This window comes from Ruegeria sp. H4, from assembly GCF_056533065.1.
Genome location: NZ_JBQFOC010000001.1, coordinates 2175851 through 2191716, shown reverse-complemented (window position 1 = coordinate 2191716; position 15866 = coordinate 2175851). Strand labels below are relative to the sequence as shown.

The window sequence follows — 15866 nt, the reverse complement described above, 5'->3', positions numbered from 1 at the left end:
CGCCCCGGGGCGGTTTGTTTATTCGGTCTATGACACGGTGAACTGCCCCATCATGCCGCAATCTTCATGTTCCAGGATGTGGCAGTGATACATATAGGGCGCGTCAGAAGGCGCATTATGGTCGAACCGCACCAGAACTTCGGACCAGCCATCCTCGACATGGACCATATCTTTCCAGCCTTGCGCATAGGCGGGGGCGGGGCCTCCGTTTTGTGCGAGAATGCGGAAGGAACAACCGTGGATGTGAAAGGGGTGAAGTTGATCATCAACTGAGATACGCCAGATTTCGGTATAGCCTTTTCTGACCGTCTCATCAATCCGGTCCATTTTCATTGGTAGCCCGTTTATGGCCATCGCTCCGGCATCGCCGCAGAAATTGTCCCAAGCCAGCGCAAGTGCGGCAAGATCGGCCCCGACATTCATGTTCAACTCAAAGGATCGCGTGACTGTCGCCTCAGAGGGTTGGGCAGGGGAGAGATTGGCAAGTTTGGTCGGCATTGACCCGGTGAAACCGGTCTGTGCGGTTCTCGCCAACCGCAAAGCAGTCACTGTTTGGTTCCCTCCAAAAAGGTTGGCAAAGAACCCACCACCGTTCCCGTTCAGATTGACATTCAAGGCGTTCGCCTCAAGCGCGCTCATATCCACGAGCACCTCATACCTTTCACCAGGCGACATCAGGATGCTCTCCGCCTCGACCGGTGCGGGCAGAAACCCTCCGTCCGATGCGATCACAGTGATTGGCCCGGTTTCCATCGACAATCCAAGGAAACGCGCGTTACAGGCATTCAGAATGCGAAGCCGCACAAGGCCGGTCGGAACCGCTTGCGCAACGGGTGCGACGGCGCCGTTGACGATAAGGGTATCGCCTTCAAAGCCATCCTCAAAAACGGCAGCAGATACACTGTAGCTCAAGCGCCCTTCTGCATCGAACATCTTATCCTGAAGGATCAGCGTGAAATCATCCACGCCATAGGTCTGCGGTAAATCGGCTGAAAGGCTGCCGTCGTCTTCGACCAACAGGACACCAGCAAGCCCTTGATAGGTCTGGCGCGCGGTTTTGCCATGCATATGCGAATGAAACCAGTTCATCGAAGCGTGTTGAACAATCGGCACATCCGGCGACCAGACGCTGCCATGCGCGATCTCTTGATGCGGCCCGCCATCCACATCGCCCGGAATGTGCAGCCCGTGCCAATGAAGGGTCGAGGTGTCACCTATGTTGTTAACTACGTCAAAGGGCAGCGTTTGGCCTTGTTTAACCTTAAGAACCGGACCGAGATAGCTGTTATTTATCCCGAAAGTCGCGCTTTGTGCACCTGTGCCAAAGTCATGCGTCGATGGGTTCAGCGTCAGCGCAATACGCTCTTCGATCCCATTTGTAAGGTCCGTCATTGGAATTAGTGGCAGGGCGCGCAGGACAGATTGGGCCCAGGCCATGCCATCGCCTGCAGCCAAGGCAGTCGCCCCAGACGTTTTCAGAAATGTTCTGCGATCCATTGAAGTCACCAATCAATATCAACTAAGATTGATGAAATAGGTGCGAAGGCAAATTGTCAACCGTGATTGATAAACATGACAATGACTTTCTGGGCCAGAACATCAAAGGCATGATGATGACTTTGATCGCCCATTGGAACGCGCGTATGGATGATGCGCGGGCACAGACAGAGTTTGCCGCGATACGGCCCGCAGATATGCAGGTCTTTGCCCAGCTGCGCGGGCGCACGGTCAAACTCTCTGTCATTCATCGAGAGATGGGGTTTTCCCGTCAGGCTGCACAGCAGGCGGTTGACCGGTTGGTCGTGCAGGGCATGGTTAGGGTTGATGCGGGGCCTGACAGTAAGCGCGACAAAGTAGTAACGATAACTGAAAAAGGTCACCGCTGGCGCAAATGCGCCGCAGATCAGATCAGAGAGATTGAGGCGGAAATCGCCGAGACCTTGGGGGCCGATAGCAAAGAGCATTTGCGCACTTTGCTAAAGGAGCTTGTCGCAACCACCCAAGCTTAGGGGCGGCCATTCCGGGCAATAGCTAGCGCCTTATCTGGTCGCTTCGAACAAGCCTCGGATATCTTGTGCCGTGAGCGGGACTGGATTGCCGCCTACGCTTGGGTCGCGCAAAGCGGCCTCGGTCAGCGCATCGAAATCCGGGTCTTTGACACCCAGTTCGGTCAGCGTAAGCGGAATGTTGAATGACGCATTGAAGTCGTCGACAAAAGCACAGAACCCGTCAAACCCGCCGTCAATCCCCAGATAGGCGGCCGCCTGATCAAACCTCGTGCGGATGGCGTCGGCGTTGAACTTCAAAACAGCGGGCATAAACACGGCATTGGTCGTGCCGTGGTGAGTATGATGAACTGCGCCAACGGGATGGCTGAGCGCGTGGATCGCTCCCAAGCCTTTCTGAAACGCCGTCGCGCCCATAGCCGCCGCGCTCATCATCTGGCCGCGTGCTTCCAGATCGCTACCGTCTGCATAGGCACGGGGCAGATACTCTTTGACCAGACGCATCCCCTCCAGCGCGATGCCTTGGCTCATGGGATGATAGTGCGGGCTGGAATAGGCCTCGACACAATGGGCGAAGGCATCCAGCCCCGTCCCGGCGGTGATGAATTTTGGCATGCCAACGGTCAATTCCGGGTCCATGATGACCTGAGCAGGCAGCATCTTGGGGTGGAAGATGATCTTCTTTTCATGGCTTTCTGAATTGGTGATCACGCTGGCACGCCCAACCTCTGATCCGGTTCCTGCCGTGGTGGGCACAGCCACAACGGGCGCGATCGCATCTTCATCCGCGCGAGTCCACCAATCGCCGATATCTTCGAAATCCCAGATGGGTCGTGTCTGACCTGCCATGAAGGCAACGGTTTTGGCCAGATCAAGGCCGGATCCACCGCCAAAAGCGATCACCCCGTCATAGCCGCCCGCATTATAGGCTGCCACACCGGCTTCGGCATTTAGATCCGTGGGGTTGGCGTCAACTTCGGCGAAAAGCCCAGTGCCCAAACCGGCGCTTTCCATCAGCGTCAGGGTTCGCTTGGTGATCTCATTCTCGGCCAGGCCCCGATCTGTGATCAGCAGGGGTTTCATAATGCCAGCCGCCGCGCAGGCCTCGCCAATCTCGGCGATGCGGCCAGCACCAAAGCGGATGGGATTAGGATAGCTCCAATTGGCGGTTTGGGTCATGATTTCAGCTTCTTCAAGTGGTAGGATTTGGGGCGGGTGACAGCGTGAAAGCCGAGAGCTGACAGGCCTGCACCGCGCCCGGTGTCTTTGCATCCGGTCCAGCACAAAGCAGGGTCCAGATAATCGCAACGGTTCATGAACACGGTGCCGGTTTCCAACTGGCGACCAATCGCCTCTGCTGCGTCGGCATCGCGGGTCCAGAGCGAGCAGGTCAGGCCAAACTGACTGTTATTCATCAGTTCAATGGCTTCGGCGTCATTTTGCACGGGCATGATACCCACTGCAGGTCCAAAGGTCTCATCCCACATGATCCGCATCTCGTGGGTCACGTCCGTTAGGATTTGCGGGGTCAGATAGGCGCCGCCATCATCGGCGGGCATGGTTGGGATATGGGCCGTTGCACCTGCTGCGATTGCCTCATCAATCTGGGCGCGCGCCTCCTGGGCGAACCGTATGTTGGCCATTGGGCCCAGTGTGGTTTCCGGGTTGCGCGGATCACCCAGCACATAGGTTTTCACCAACGCAACCGCCTTTTCGACGAAAGCATCAAACAGGCTGTGATGCACATATATCCGTTCAATCCCGCAGCAGCACTGACCCGAGTTGAACATCGCCCCGTCGATCAGCGTCTCAACCGCTGCATCGAGGTCCGCATCGGCACGCACATATCCGGGGTCCTTGCCGCCGAGTTCAGTTGCAACTGCCGTGAACGTTCCCGCTGCAGCGCGTTCCATGGCGCGGCCCCCGCCGACTGAACCGGTGAAGTTGACCAATCCGAAATGGCCTTCGGCAATCAGGGTCGAGGTTGTATCATGATCCAACACCACATTCGTAAACACGCCTTCGGGCAGACCAGCGACCGCGAAGGCCTCGGACAGATGTTCCCCAACCAAAATGGTTTGCGACGCGTGTTTCAGAACCACCGCATTGCCAGCAATCAGCGCGGGTGCAATCGTGTTGATTGCGGTCATGTAGGGATAGTTCCAAGGGGCCACGACGAAGACAACACCCTGCGGTTCCCGCTCGATCTTGCGCAGGAACTCATCCGAGTCTTCGATCACAACTGGGGCCAGCGCATCTGTGGCAATCGACGCCATGTAATAGGCGCGTTCTTCGAACCCGCCGAACTCACCACCATAGCGTACCGGGCGGCCCATTTGATGCGCAAGCTCAGTCACCATGCGATCGGTGGTTTCACCGATGTAAGCAACGGCTTTGTTCACAAAGGCGATGCGATCCTGCAAAGGCAACGCGGCCCAATCCCGCTGCGCCGCCTTCGCGCGCGCAATGGCATCCCGTGCGGCGTCTGCGGATAAGCATTCCCGTTCAGCATAGACCGAGCCGTCGATGGGAGAAGTACAAGTGATCTTGCTCATCTGTCAGGCCTTCTCAAAACCACGGGCGATTTCCCAGTCGGTGACAATACGGTCAAATTCTTCCTGCTCCCATTCGGCCGCGCGGGTGTAGTGATCGATCACATCATCCCCCATTGACGCGCGTAGCATGGATGAGTTGCGCAGAGTTTCGGTGGCTGCTCGCAAGGTGCGTGGGATTTCGGGAACGCTGTCATCCTCGTACATGTCACCTGTCGCGGCATCGGCTAGGGTCAGCTTGTCCTCGACCCCTTTCAGCCCGGCGGCCAGCAATGCGGCTTGGGTCAGATAGGGGTTAATGTCCGATCCTGGGATGCGACATTCAACCCGAACGGCCTTGGTATCTGCCCCACAGAGCCGGAAACCGGCAGTGCGATTGTCCACGGACCAGGCGGTTTTGGTCGGCGCAAAGGTGCCTTTTGCGAAGCGCTTGTACGAGTTGATGTAGGGCGCGAAGAAATAGGTACAGTCTGGCGCATAGGCGATCAGCCCGGCCATGAACTGCCGCATCAGGTCAGACATCCCATGAGCGCCATCGCCTTGGAACGCGTTCTCCGCGCCTTGCCAAAGCGACATATGCACATGCGAGGCGCTTCCGACGCGATCTTGATGCCATTTGGGCAGGAAACTGGCGGAATGACCCTGTTGCCAGGCGATCTCTTTCGTGGCGTGTTTTGCAATCGTGTGGTGATCAGCGCAGAGCAGCGCCTCGGCATATTTGATGTTCAGTTCTTCTTGACCAACCTCGGCCTCACCTTTGGAGTTTTCGATAGGAATTCCAGCGGCATACAAGTGATTGCGAAGGGGGCGCATCACATGTTCTTCCTTGGTGGTCTGAAGGATATGGTAGTCCTCATTATACGGCCCCAGAGTGGTCAGGTCGCGGTAGCCTTCGGCGCGCATCTCATCAAGCGGTTTTTTGAAGATAAAAAACTCCAGCTCGGTGGCCATTTTGGGGGTCAGGCCCATACTTTCCGCACGGGCGATTTGTTGTTTCAAAACCTGTCGGGGTGCGTGTGACACTGGTGCGTGGCTGTGGTGATCCAGAATATCACACAGAACCATTGCCGTTCCCTCCAGCCACGGCACAGGCCGTAGAGTCTTCAGGTCAGGCTTCATCACATAATCGCCATACCCCTGGCTCCAACTGGTCGAGGCGTAGCCATCCGGTGTCGCCATCTCAAGATCAGTGGCCAGAAGGTAGTTGCAGCAATGTGTTTCCTCATGGCCGCTTTCAAGGAAGTTCGACACATGGAACCGTTTACCCATAAGCCGGCCTTGCATGTCGACAAAGCACACCAGAACAGTGTCAATCGCGCCAGAAGCGGCCTGTTCTTTCAGTGCATCAAAGGTGAGCGGAGAGGTCATTTGGCAATCCTTGAATAGGGCAGGCAGCGCCCCGAACCTGTCGGGGCGCCGGTTGGTTTAGCCGTAGCGATAGGGACGTCCGGCTTTTTGCATATCCGCGTTATACTTGCGGAAAATGTCAACGATCTTGGCCTTGGTCGGGCTTTCGGCTGCAATCTCATCCCAGAACTCGACGGCAGAGTTTTCGACCTGCGCCCATTCCTCATCGGGGATTGAGGTCAGCTCCATCTTGGTGCCGTTGACCCGTAGGTTGGCTTCGCCGCCCCAATACCACCATTGACGGTAATAATGGCTTTGCTCCATGCAGACCGCAAGCAGGGCTTGCAGGTCTTCGGGCAACTCGTTCCAGCGATCCATATTGGCGAAGAAGTGGCCGATCCACGCGCCCGAGATGTTGTTGGTCAGGAAGTAGTTGGTCACATCAGCCCAGCCAACTGTGTAGTCCTCGGTGATGCCGGACCACGCGATACCATCCAACTCACCGGTTTGCACTGCAACTTCGATATCTTCCCAAGGCAGCGTCACGGGGACCACGCCAAACTGGCTTAGGAACCGACCCGCAGTTGGGAAGGTAAAGACCCGCTTGCCCTTGAGATCTTCGAGCGAGCGGATCGGGTCTTTTGTGGCAAAGTGGCACGGATCCCAAGCCCCAGCCGAGATATGTTTGACGCCGACTTTGGAGTATTCCTCGTCCCAGATCTCTTTCAAACCATACTGGTTGAACAGAACCGGCACATCCAGTGAATAGCGCGAGCCAAACGGGAAATAGCCGCCAAACACGGTCACTTCGGTGGGTGACGCCATCGAGTCATCATCGGACTGCACAGCATCGATTGTACCGCGCTGCATCGCCTGGAACAGCTCACCTGTAGGGACCAGCTGATCTGCAAAGAACAGCTCGATCTGCATGCGGTCGCCTGCGATTTTGTTAAAGGTCTCGATTGCCGGAACCACCACCTCGGCCGCCAGTGCAGCGCCCGCATAGGTCTGCATCCGCCATGTGATCGTCGATTGCGCCAGAGCCGGAGCAGCCAGCGCGGCAGGTGCGGCAACGGCGGCACCTTTGATAAACTTGCGTCTTGTGGTCATGTGAACCTCCTTGTTCAGTTGCACTCGATCTTGCAGTGCGCTCTTGTCGGCGCTTAATTTCCGTAAACTGTTTGTGGCAGCCAAAGGGCGATCTGGGGGAAGATCATGATGATCGTCAGCGCCCCCACCATCACCGCCACAAAAGGTATGATGGATCGATAGATATCATTCAGCGTGATGCCCGGGGGCGACATCGCCCGCATCAGGAACAGGTTATAGCCAAAGGGCGGTGTCATATAGGCGATCTGCGTAGTGATCGTGTACAGCACGCCGTACCATATCAGATCGAACCCAAGCGCACCCACCAGCGGGATATACAGTGGCGCTACAATCACCAGCATCGCTGTGTCGTCCAGAAACGTGCCCATCAGAATAAAGCTGAGCTGCATCAGGATCAGGATCATCCACGGGGACAAGCCCAGACGTTCGGTAAACAGGCTTTCGATGGCCTTGACTGCGCCCAACCCGTCGAACACGGCCCCGAAGGCCAGGGCGGCAAGGATGATCCACATGAACATGCAGGTGATCCCAAGCGTGTTACGCACCGAAGTTTCAAACACCGTCCAGTTCATACGCCCTTTCAGAACTGCAGCGACAAAGGCAGTGATTGCCCCAATGGCAGAGCTTTCGACCAGAGAAGTCCAGCCATTCACAAAGGGGATCATCATGGCGAAGAAAATCCCGAACGGTAGAAGACCGGATAGCAACAAGCGATACTTCTCGGCCTGCGGCATCGCACGCTCTTCTTCCGATAGGACCGGTCCAAGATCAGGGTTCATGCGGCACCGCACGGCGATGTAGATCACAAACATAGCGGCCATCATCAGGCCGGGGATCACACCTGCCAGCCAAAGCTGGCCAACCGGCTGCCGTGCGATCATCGCATAAAGGACCAAAACGACCGAAGGCGGTACTAGAATCCCGAGGCTCGAACCAGCCTGAACAACGCCCGTGACCATACGTTTGTCATACCCGCGACGCAAAAGCTCGGGCAGGGCGATGGTGGCTCCGATGGCCATGCCCGCAACCGACAGCCCGTTCATCGCCGAAATCAAAACCATCAGACCGATGGTTCCGATGGCCAGACCACCGCGCAGACCGCCCATCCAGACATGGAACATCCGATACAGATCGTCGGCGATGCGGCTTTCCGACAGGATATAGCCCATGAACACAAACATCGGCACGGTCAAAAGCGGATACCAGCGCATCAGCTTGATGGATTGCGAAAAGGCGATATCGAACCCGCCCCGATCCCCCCACAACATCAACGCGGCAATCACCGCGACAAATCCGATTGCCCCAAAGACACGCTGACCGCTGAACAGCAGCACCATCATCGAGGCAAACATCATCAGGGCAATGAACTCGTAACTCATGCTGTTTCTTCGCCCTTAAGTCGCAAGATATCCTTGGCCAGTTCCGACAGTGCCTGCAGCAGCATCAGAATGATCCCGGCACACATCACAGTCTTGATGGGCCACAGATACGGGCGCCAGATCGTGCGGCTGCGTTCAAGTGTTCCAACCTCTTCCGAGCCGGTCACAAGACCCGCGAAGAAAGCGAGGGGTTCGGTGCCCCAATAACCTAGTGAATACGCGGTCGAACTGATCCCACCCCACAGCAGAACCAGCAGATACGCGATCAGGCAAAGCACCATGATCGCATCGGTTGCGGCCTTTCGGCGAAGCGACCAGTTGTCATAAAACAAGTCCATCCGCACATGGCTGCCCATCTGGATGGCGTAAGGCCCGCCCAGAAAAAAATAGGCAATCATGGCGAATTGAGCGACTTCGAGTGTCCAGAGTGATGGCTGGTCAGAAAACTTGCTGATGGTCGACCACAAAAGGACGGCCATCATGGCAAAGATGCCAAACATGATCACACGGCCGATACCGTAGTTCAGCCGGTCGATCACTGCGATATAGGCCTTTAGAAGCTTCATCGCGAGGCACTCTCGACCGAGGATTCCGAGCAGATTTTCATCACTTCGCGCAGCCAATCCGCCAACACATTGCCCATCTGTTCGCATTGTTCAGGTGTTGCGATCAGATCATTTCGGATTTCGATCATGACGTTCAGCAGACCCCGGGGCAATGCATGATGCCGCAGCGTATGTGTGACGCCATCCGCCGGTCCGTAAGGCGCATTGCGCTGAACATCATACCCAGTTGCCACGTCGAGCATCGCATCCGCCAATCGGCTGTCTGTGTCGTGCAGGATTCCGATTTCAACTGATCTGCTCTGGCCCCTGTAGACCGGTGTGAAACTGTGGATGGTCACAATCGCCGTGTGATGATCACGAGCATTCAAGGTTCTGGTCAACAACGCCTCGAAGGGGCGATAGAACTGAGCGGTACGCGCCTGTTTTTGCGCCGCAGTCAATCCCTTGTTCCCTGGTACTAACGTATCTTCGCTACGTTCGGGCATCGCGCTTGCTGCCTCAGGCGGACGATTGCAATCGTAGATCAGTCGCGAGACGGTGCTGTAAACCAAAGACGCGTCCAGACGCTCTGACATTGATCGCGCGGTCTGCAAGGCACCGGGATCCCAGGCGATGTGGCTTTGCAGCGCATTCTTATCCAGCCCGAGGGAGTGAAACTCAGATGGCATGTGCGCGCTGGCATGTTCACACACCAATAGGACAGATGACGACCCTTCGGGTTTTTCGACCCGCGGTGCAAACTCAGCATCTGTGGTGCGCTGTTCCAATCAGAATCCCCCGTTCTTTGTAAAGTTTTCTTCAACAGCGTTTCCTCTGTCAACAAATTTATGTAAATATTCGTACAGGATGAGGATGAGTGGTAATATTTTGACTATGTCGAATGCTGTAGATACGATGGACAGAAGAACCAGTCAGGGTGACCATGCAGACCATCGCTGAACGATTGCAGGATAAAACCGGCGACCTGACCCGGTCGGAGCTTCAATTGAGGGATGTGATCCTCAGAAACTATCCGGCGTCCGGGCTTGGAACTATCACCTCACTGGCGGAGGAGGCCAAGGTTTCCACCCCCACAGTTGCGCGCTTGGTGCAGAAGCTTGGTTTCGCGGGCTTTCCCGAGTTTCAGCGCGGGTTGCGGGATGAGCTGAACGAAAAGATTTCCAGCCCGCTTACTAAGCGTGAAAAATGGGTTGATGACGCGCCTGACGCGCATTTGTTGAACCGGTTCACCAAGGCCATCATCGACAATATCGGCCAATCCATGGCCAAGATTGACCCCGCTGCGTTTGACACCGCCTGCGATATGCTAAGCGATACGAAGCGAAAGGTCTTTATCGTCGGCGGTCGGATTACACGTACACTGGCAGACTACTTCTTTCTGCATTTTCAGGTCATCCGGCCCGATGTGACCCTGATTGCGTCAAACTCAAATGCCTGGCCGCACTATGCGCTGGAATTTGACGAAGATGATGTGGTCGTCATCTTTGATGTGCGGCGATACGAAAACAGCACGCTGAAACTGGCCGAGCTTGCCCGTGAGCGGGGGGCACAGATTATCCTGTTCACGGACCAATGGATGTCACCAATTTCGGACTTGGCACATGTTGCGTTTAGCAATCAGATTGCAGCGCCGTCAGCCTGGGATAGCAACCTGACAACCATGTTGATATCCGAGATCGTGATCGCCGAAGTGCAGGAGCGTAACTGGGACACCACCCGCGCCCGTATGGAAGAGCTCGAGGAAATGTTCGATCGAACAAAGTTCTTCCGTAAGTTTTGAAGGCCAGAGCATTGTGTTGGGCCACTTACAGGCCACATCACGCGTATCAAACGGGCTATATGTGCGTCTTTTGTGCAAGCCATTGGCAGATTTTCGCCAGAGGGTTTGCAGAGCTCTTTTCTTTACAGCTCGGATCGCCCAGAAATCTTAAGGGATTCTAAACAGGTGATGAAGTTTCGTGCAGGACAACGCCCGGAATATGAATGCGATCTGGCAGTATATTTCCGTTCCCACTCGGGCAATTGCAGCGCTCGGGCTTGTTGTCCTGGTCTCAGCCTGTTCTCAAAACTCACCTTATAGCGGTCTCAATCCTGAACGTCAGTTCATGGCACTCCAAGAAGTCGAACGAAAACAGGCTCTGGGGCACAGAGTTTGGTGCGTTCCCTATGCACGAAACCTGAGTGGTATCCAGATTCGCGGCAACGCCAAGGACTGGTGGGGTAAGGCGCACAAGACTTACGATCGGGGTGCAGACCCGACTGTGGGTGCGGTAATGTCATTTCGGGCGACGCGCGGAATGTCTTTGGGCCATGTCGCGGTTGTGTCAGAGATCGTTGATGATCGGCAAGTTATTATAAATCACGCCAATTGGCACCGCAACAAAGTGTCGTTGAAAATGGGTGTGCGGGACGTGTCTAAGAATAACGACTGGACACTGGTCCGTGTCGAAAGCCAGCCCGGTCGCTACGGCAAACCATATCCGGTGAACGGATTCATATATCCGAAAGCTGACGAGTAGTTTAACCTACACTGATTTTGAAACTGCGGGCAGCCTTTGCTGTATTTGCCCTGGGCGTCAGTCGCTCATAGCCAGTCGAAAATCTGAGACGTTGAAATCAATCAATCCGACATCTCGGTGACGTGGGTCATCATGCCGTCTAGGCGCGTATCAAGGCTCTGAGAATGCAATCGCAGCATTTCCAGGCTGGCTTTTAGATCGCCCTTTTCGATATCACGTGCGATCACGACAATGCGGCTTGTCGTGTCGCCTCCGGTCCATGATTTTAGCGGCACCGGAGCGTCGAAAATGTGCTGCACCCCATGAAAAACAAAGGGCCATTCCATGCCTTGAACATGAATGATGCCTTTCATGCGCAGAATGTCTGGGCCTTTGAGTTCGACCAGCGTTTCCAGCCAAAGATCAAAAACACGTGCGGGTATAGGATCGGCGACCTCGATTGAAGCTGAACCTATACGACTGTCATGGTGGAAATGAGTGCCCGAGGGGGGCAGGGGTATGGGCTCAGATGTGATCACCTTTGGTGCAAACCCTGACAACCCAGCCAACGGGTCGGGCTTTGGTTTTTCTGACCCAAGCCAATCCGAAAGATCATCCGGTGTGGCGCTGCCGCGCATCGCAGATAAGCCGAACAGCGCGCCGATCGGAACCTGCCCATGCCGGGCGGTTATGCGTTGGGCGGTTCCGTTGATCCCTCTCAACCTAGCTGTGAACCGTTTGAGGTCGGTCGGGGTTACAAGATCGGTTTTGGTCAGGACGATCAGATCGGCCATCGCGATCTGGCTGACCGCTTCAAACTGCGCATCAAGGGTGCGAGGGCCGGTTGCTGAGTCAGCTAATGAGACGACGCCATCCAAGCGGAAGTTTGGTGCGATTAAGTCGTCGATAACCATTGTATGCAAAATCGGACCCGGATCAGCGATCCCGGTGGTTTCGATGACCACGCGATCAAAGCTGAGTTCGCCCCGTTCTCGGCGGACGAACAGGCGGGCGAACGTATTCGCCAAATCGCCCCGGATCGAACAACACAGGCAACCGGATTGCATCAACACCACGTCCTCGGTCGATTCCTCGATTAGATCATGGTCCAGTCCCGCATCGCCAAACTCATTCATGATCACCGCTATGCGACCGGCTTCTGGGTCGCGTATAAGATGGTTCAACACTGTCGTTTTGCCCGCGCCCAGAAAGCCGGTGAGCAAGGTGACTGGTATGCGATTGTCAGGGGTCGCCATCTGAGATGTTCCAATTGTCAACGGATGCGGATTCTGCAATTGACAGATATGAAATATTATAACGTTCGACAAGCGGCGTGATCATAAAACGCGCCGGTCACATGCGGCTCAAGAGGCTAGAAAACGGGTGGCTAAACAGGGGTGCATACATATCATCTCAATGTCCTGCATAGGCCGACCAGATGCCGAATGCGCCCACTATGATCAGGCTGATCGCCCAGGCAACATCCAGATTAAACCAGCTTTTCGAGATGAATTTGAGGCCGAGCCAATGATAGACGAACACAGCGATCAACGCTCCGGCTGACGTCATGGCAAGGGTATGAACCGCAGCCACTGTGAAGGCCGTAAAGACATCATTGCTCATCAGGGTTTGCGCTGCAGCATGGCCCGTCGTGGCCACATTGCCCGGCTCAAGCAAACCACAAATTCCCAGATATATCGGAACCAGCATCAGCCCTGCGCCGTGTGCCATCGCGGCCAGAAATGACCAAAGCGCCAAACGCGCCGGATGAACACGGGCCAATATCTTGGGGTGTTTTCGATTGATCAACAGGTAAATACCCATAGCAATCACGATCACGCCGGCACCCAGGCGGATTTCGGTTTCGCGCTCGACGAGAATGATCATCAGCGAGAACGGCAGCAGAATACCGATCATCGCCAGGAAATGCCCCAGCGCTAGCATCAAAAGCGCCTTGGCCATGGCCGTGGGCTTACGCTCCATCAACGCAGCGGACACTGCTAAGGGCCAGCCCATGCCGGGGTTTATTCCATGATATAAGCCAGAGAAAATGACGGCCCACCAAAGGGCCGTCAAAGTCAGATCTTCCATCCGAACTTACACGGAAGGATAGCAGAAGCTGTCAGTCGAGCAGTCGCCGCCTTCCAGACGAATCTGGTGCGCGCGCGTGTTCTCGGGGAAGTTGATGTAGAAATCTGGATCCAACGCAAAGCTGCCATCGTCTCCCACGTTGGCCATCACCATCTGGCCGCCTTCCTGATGCGGATAGAACTGGTTATCCCAAGTTGAATAGAGCGAGTTGGTCCAATACACACGTTTGCCGTCCCGGCTGATCTCAACCATTTGCGGGCCGTAGATAAAGTCTTTGCCATTGGGATGCTTGGTCTCGCGCGCGATCCCACCCAGTTCGACCTTGCCGTTTAGAACTGGATTGAACGGATCAGAGACATCGTATTGGTGCATCTCACCCAGACCCCAGCACGCGACATAGAGGTATTTGTCATCCAGGCTGAGGTCGATATCGGTGACCAGAGGCGGCACAGCACTGAACCCTTTCAGTAGTTCGGGCAGATTGTCCGGGTCTTCGGGGCGGGGATCAATGGTGATCACCTTCTTCGAGTTCCAGGTCCCGTCATCTTCGCGCCACCATGTAAAGATCGCCCCTTGCAGATTGGTGGTATCCACCACAACACCGCAGAACCCATAAGACTTTGTCGGATCATGGGCCGGGCGGATTTCCAGAGCCATCTGGTAGTTCTCGCCAAAGTCGATGGTCTGGATGTTCTTGCGTGCCCGCAGGTCCCAGAAATGGATCGAATGCCCGTATTTGTTACTCAGCAAATCCTCGGGTACAACGCCGCCTTCAAACTGTGGCGGCAAGCCCCATTCTGAACTGACCATGTAGTCTTGCGGCAGGTTCCACCAGAAATCATAGTGCTTATCTTGCTTGCCACGATCCATCTCGTAGCGCCCGATGATATCGAAGGTTTCGCAGTCCATGATGAAAATGCCCGGAGGTCCATCTATGCCATCGGGGCCAGCGCCACCCAAGGTTGAGACATAAATCCCCTCAGGACCACAATGGATCGTGTGGGGCCGCGAGTAGCCGGTTTTGGCAAAGACTTCCTCGGGCTCTATGATTTTGTGAATTTTGGCCTTCAGCGGCTCTTTGACGTCGAAGATGTAGATGCGGCTTGATCTGATACCTGGCACGATCAGATAGCGCCGCTCCAGAAAGGCATGACCTGAGAGCGGGGACAAGGACGAAGAACAGGCGTTCCAGCCGAAATGATGAAACTCGTCTCCGGTCGTGGGCGTCATGACCGTATGCACAATTTGTCCATAAGTGTCCGAGCCATTTCGAAGATCGATCACGGCCAGCCCATCGTGATGGCTGGCGTCTTTGCCCAGCATAATGGTGAAGGCAAAATTTTCGACCGGCGCTTCCATCGCCAGTTTGGGTGACGCGTGAAACGTCGGATCTGGTCGTAAGTTCATGGTAGTCCTCCCTTTTGTTTACCCCACCTCACTGGGGTTCGCCTGTAGGTCTTGATGAATCTCTGCTCTAGACACCTCCAACATTGCACAGTTGGATCGCGCCGCTGACCTTTGTGGCTAGGTCTTTGAGTTGCTCCCCAATTTCTTGTCTGTAGTCAGTTCCAAATCGTCGTACCGGCCCAACGGCGCCGACGCTGAATGTGACCCCGATCCGGCCAACAGCCACTGGGGCCGCAACGCTGGCGATGCCAATATCAATTTCCTGGTCGCAATCGGCAAAACCCTGTTGCTGGATCACCTTGAACGCCTCAATCAGCTCTTCGCGCGTCGTTTTGGTATGATCTGTAAAGGCCCTGAGCGCGCCGTTCAGGATGGTGTCCTGAAAACCCGGCTCGGCAAAGGCCGCTATCGCCATCGAGCAGGAACACGCATGCAAAGGGCGTTCCCCGAGGCCAGGATGCACAAATGCACGGGCCGGGTCTTCTGGGGTTTCGACATGGATGATTTCGATCTTGCTGTCTCGAAATCGGGCCAGAAAAACCGTTTCGTTGAAGGTCGTAGCCGCCGCGCGCAATGCCGGGGCGGACACGCGGCGCACATCGATATCGGACTTGCCGAGCAACGCGATGCGGATCAGGCGATCACCAATCACATAGCGCCCATCTCCGATTGGATCCTCAATCAGGCCCTGGTCTAAAAGCGATTGTACCTGCCGGTAGCATGTTGGTTTGGGAAGGCCGCTGGCCATCTGCACCTCAGCAACCGAAACAGGCCGACCGATGACGGCGATAGTTTCTAGCAAGCTGATCAAACGCTCTAGGTGCATATAGTCGGGATACCATCGAATGGTGAGACTCGTTCTCATTTAACGAGACATCACCCACCGAGATCAAGCTTTGTTTGCCATATG

The 15866-nt window shown here is 55.5% G+C and carries 15 protein-coding genes; 3 read left to right on the top strand and 12 right to left on the bottom strand.

Going from position 1 to position 15866, the window contains the following annotated elements; genetic code table 11:
• Window positions 1-27 precede the first annotated feature (27 nt).
• A complete protein-coding gene (locus ACR0KG_RS10680; protein ID WP_480827235.1) occupies window positions 28-1497 on the bottom strand; it encodes a multicopper oxidase domain-containing protein in 1470 nt (489 codons plus the stop codon).
• A gap of 62 nt (window positions 1498-1559) precedes the next feature.
• Between ACR0KG_RS10680 and ACR0KG_RS10675 the strand changes: the two genes are divergently transcribed.
• A complete protein-coding gene (locus tag ACR0KG_RS10675; RefSeq protein ID WP_480549666.1) occupies window positions 1560-2009 on the top strand; it encodes a MarR family winged helix-turn-helix transcriptional regulator in 450 nt (149 codons plus the stop codon).
• Window positions 2010-2039: 30 nt separating this feature from the next.
• Here ACR0KG_RS10675 and ACR0KG_RS10670 read toward each other — a convergent pair whose 3' ends face one another.
• Genes ACR0KG_RS10670 through ACR0KG_RS10640 form a run of 7 tightly spaced genes read right to left on the bottom strand, consistent with a single transcriptional unit; the run spans window position 2040 to window position 9727 of the window.
• On the bottom strand, window positions 2040-3185 hold the full coding sequence (locus tag ACR0KG_RS10670; RefSeq protein ID WP_480827234.1) for an iron-containing alcohol dehydrogenase: 1146 nt from the start codon (window positions 3183-3185) through the stop codon (window positions 2040-2042).
• Window positions 3182-4561 (bottom strand): aldehyde dehydrogenase family protein, encoded by a 1380-nt coding sequence (locus ACR0KG_RS10665; protein WP_480544642.1) that lies wholly within the window; start codon window positions 4559-4561, stop codon window positions 3182-3184. Before ACR0KG_RS10665 ends, ACR0KG_RS10670 begins: the two co-directional genes overlap by 4 nt.
• Before the next feature lie 3 nt (window positions 4562-4564).
• A complete protein-coding gene (locus tag ACR0KG_RS10660) occupies window positions 4565-5926 on the bottom strand; it encodes a glutamine synthetase family protein (RefSeq protein ID WP_480827233.1) in 1362 nt (453 codons plus the stop codon).
• 57 nt (window positions 5927-5983) lie between these two features.
• Window positions 5984-7015, bottom strand: coding sequence for a TRAP transporter substrate-binding protein (locus ACR0KG_RS10655; protein ID WP_480827232.1), 1032 nt, complete (start codon window positions 7013-7015; stop codon window positions 5984-5986).
• 53 nt (window positions 7016-7068) lie between these two features.
• Window positions 7069-8394 carry a TRAP transporter large permease gene (locus ACR0KG_RS10650; RefSeq protein ID WP_480549660.1) on the bottom strand — a complete coding sequence of 442 codons (1326 nt, stop codon included), beginning with the start codon at window positions 8392-8394 and terminating at the stop codon, window positions 7069-7071.
• Window positions 8391-8960: a TRAP transporter small permease subunit gene (locus ACR0KG_RS10645; protein WP_480827231.1), complete on the bottom strand. Its 570-nt coding sequence runs from the start codon at window positions 8958-8960 to the stop codon at window positions 8391-8393. The genes ACR0KG_RS10650 and ACR0KG_RS10645 overlap by 4 nt, the downstream gene beginning before the upstream one ends.
• On the bottom strand, window positions 8957-9727 hold the full coding sequence (locus ACR0KG_RS10640) for an N-formylglutamate amidohydrolase (protein WP_480549656.1): 771 nt from the start codon (window positions 9725-9727) through the stop codon (window positions 8957-8959). Before ACR0KG_RS10640 ends, ACR0KG_RS10645 begins: the two co-directional genes overlap by 4 nt.
• Before the next feature lie 155 nt (window positions 9728-9882).
• Between ACR0KG_RS10640 and ACR0KG_RS10635 the strand changes: the two genes are divergently transcribed.
• Both ACR0KG_RS10635 and ACR0KG_RS10630 read left to right on the top strand, forming a co-directional pair.
• Window positions 9883-10740, top strand: coding sequence for a MurR/RpiR family transcriptional regulator (locus ACR0KG_RS10635; RefSeq protein ID WP_480549654.1), 858 nt, complete (start codon window positions 9883-9885; stop codon window positions 10738-10740).
• 325 nt (window positions 10741-11065) lie between these two features.
• Window positions 11066-11479 (top strand): CHAP domain-containing protein, encoded by a 414-nt coding sequence (locus ACR0KG_RS10630; RefSeq protein WP_480827230.1) that lies wholly within the window; start codon window positions 11066-11068, stop codon window positions 11477-11479.
• A 101-nt stretch (window positions 11480-11580) separates the two neighbouring features.
• Here ACR0KG_RS10630 and ACR0KG_RS10625 read toward each other — a convergent pair whose 3' ends face one another.
• The 4 genes from ACR0KG_RS10625 to ACR0KG_RS10610 form a co-directional block, all read right to left on the bottom strand.
• Window positions 11581-12714 carry a CobW family GTP-binding protein gene (locus ACR0KG_RS10625; RefSeq protein ID WP_480827229.1) on the bottom strand — a complete coding sequence of 378 codons (1134 nt, stop codon included), beginning with the start codon at window positions 12712-12714 and terminating at the stop codon, window positions 11581-11583.
• A 157-nt stretch (window positions 12715-12871) separates the two neighbouring features.
• On the bottom strand, window positions 12872-13549 hold the full coding sequence (locus tag ACR0KG_RS10620; protein WP_480544649.1) for a hypothetical protein: 678 nt from the start codon (window positions 13547-13549) through the stop codon (window positions 12872-12874).
• A 6-nt stretch (window positions 13550-13555) separates the two neighbouring features.
• Complete coding sequence (locus ACR0KG_RS10615; protein ID WP_480499126.1) at window positions 13556-14956, bottom strand: selenium-binding protein SBP56-related protein; 1401 nt, start codon at window positions 14954-14956, stop codon at window positions 13556-13558.
• 67 nt (window positions 14957-15023) lie between these two features.
• Complete coding sequence (locus tag ACR0KG_RS10610; protein ID WP_480544651.1) at window positions 15024-15821, bottom strand: IclR family transcriptional regulator; 798 nt, start codon at window positions 15819-15821, stop codon at window positions 15024-15026.
• Window positions 15822-15866 lie beyond the last annotated feature (45 nt).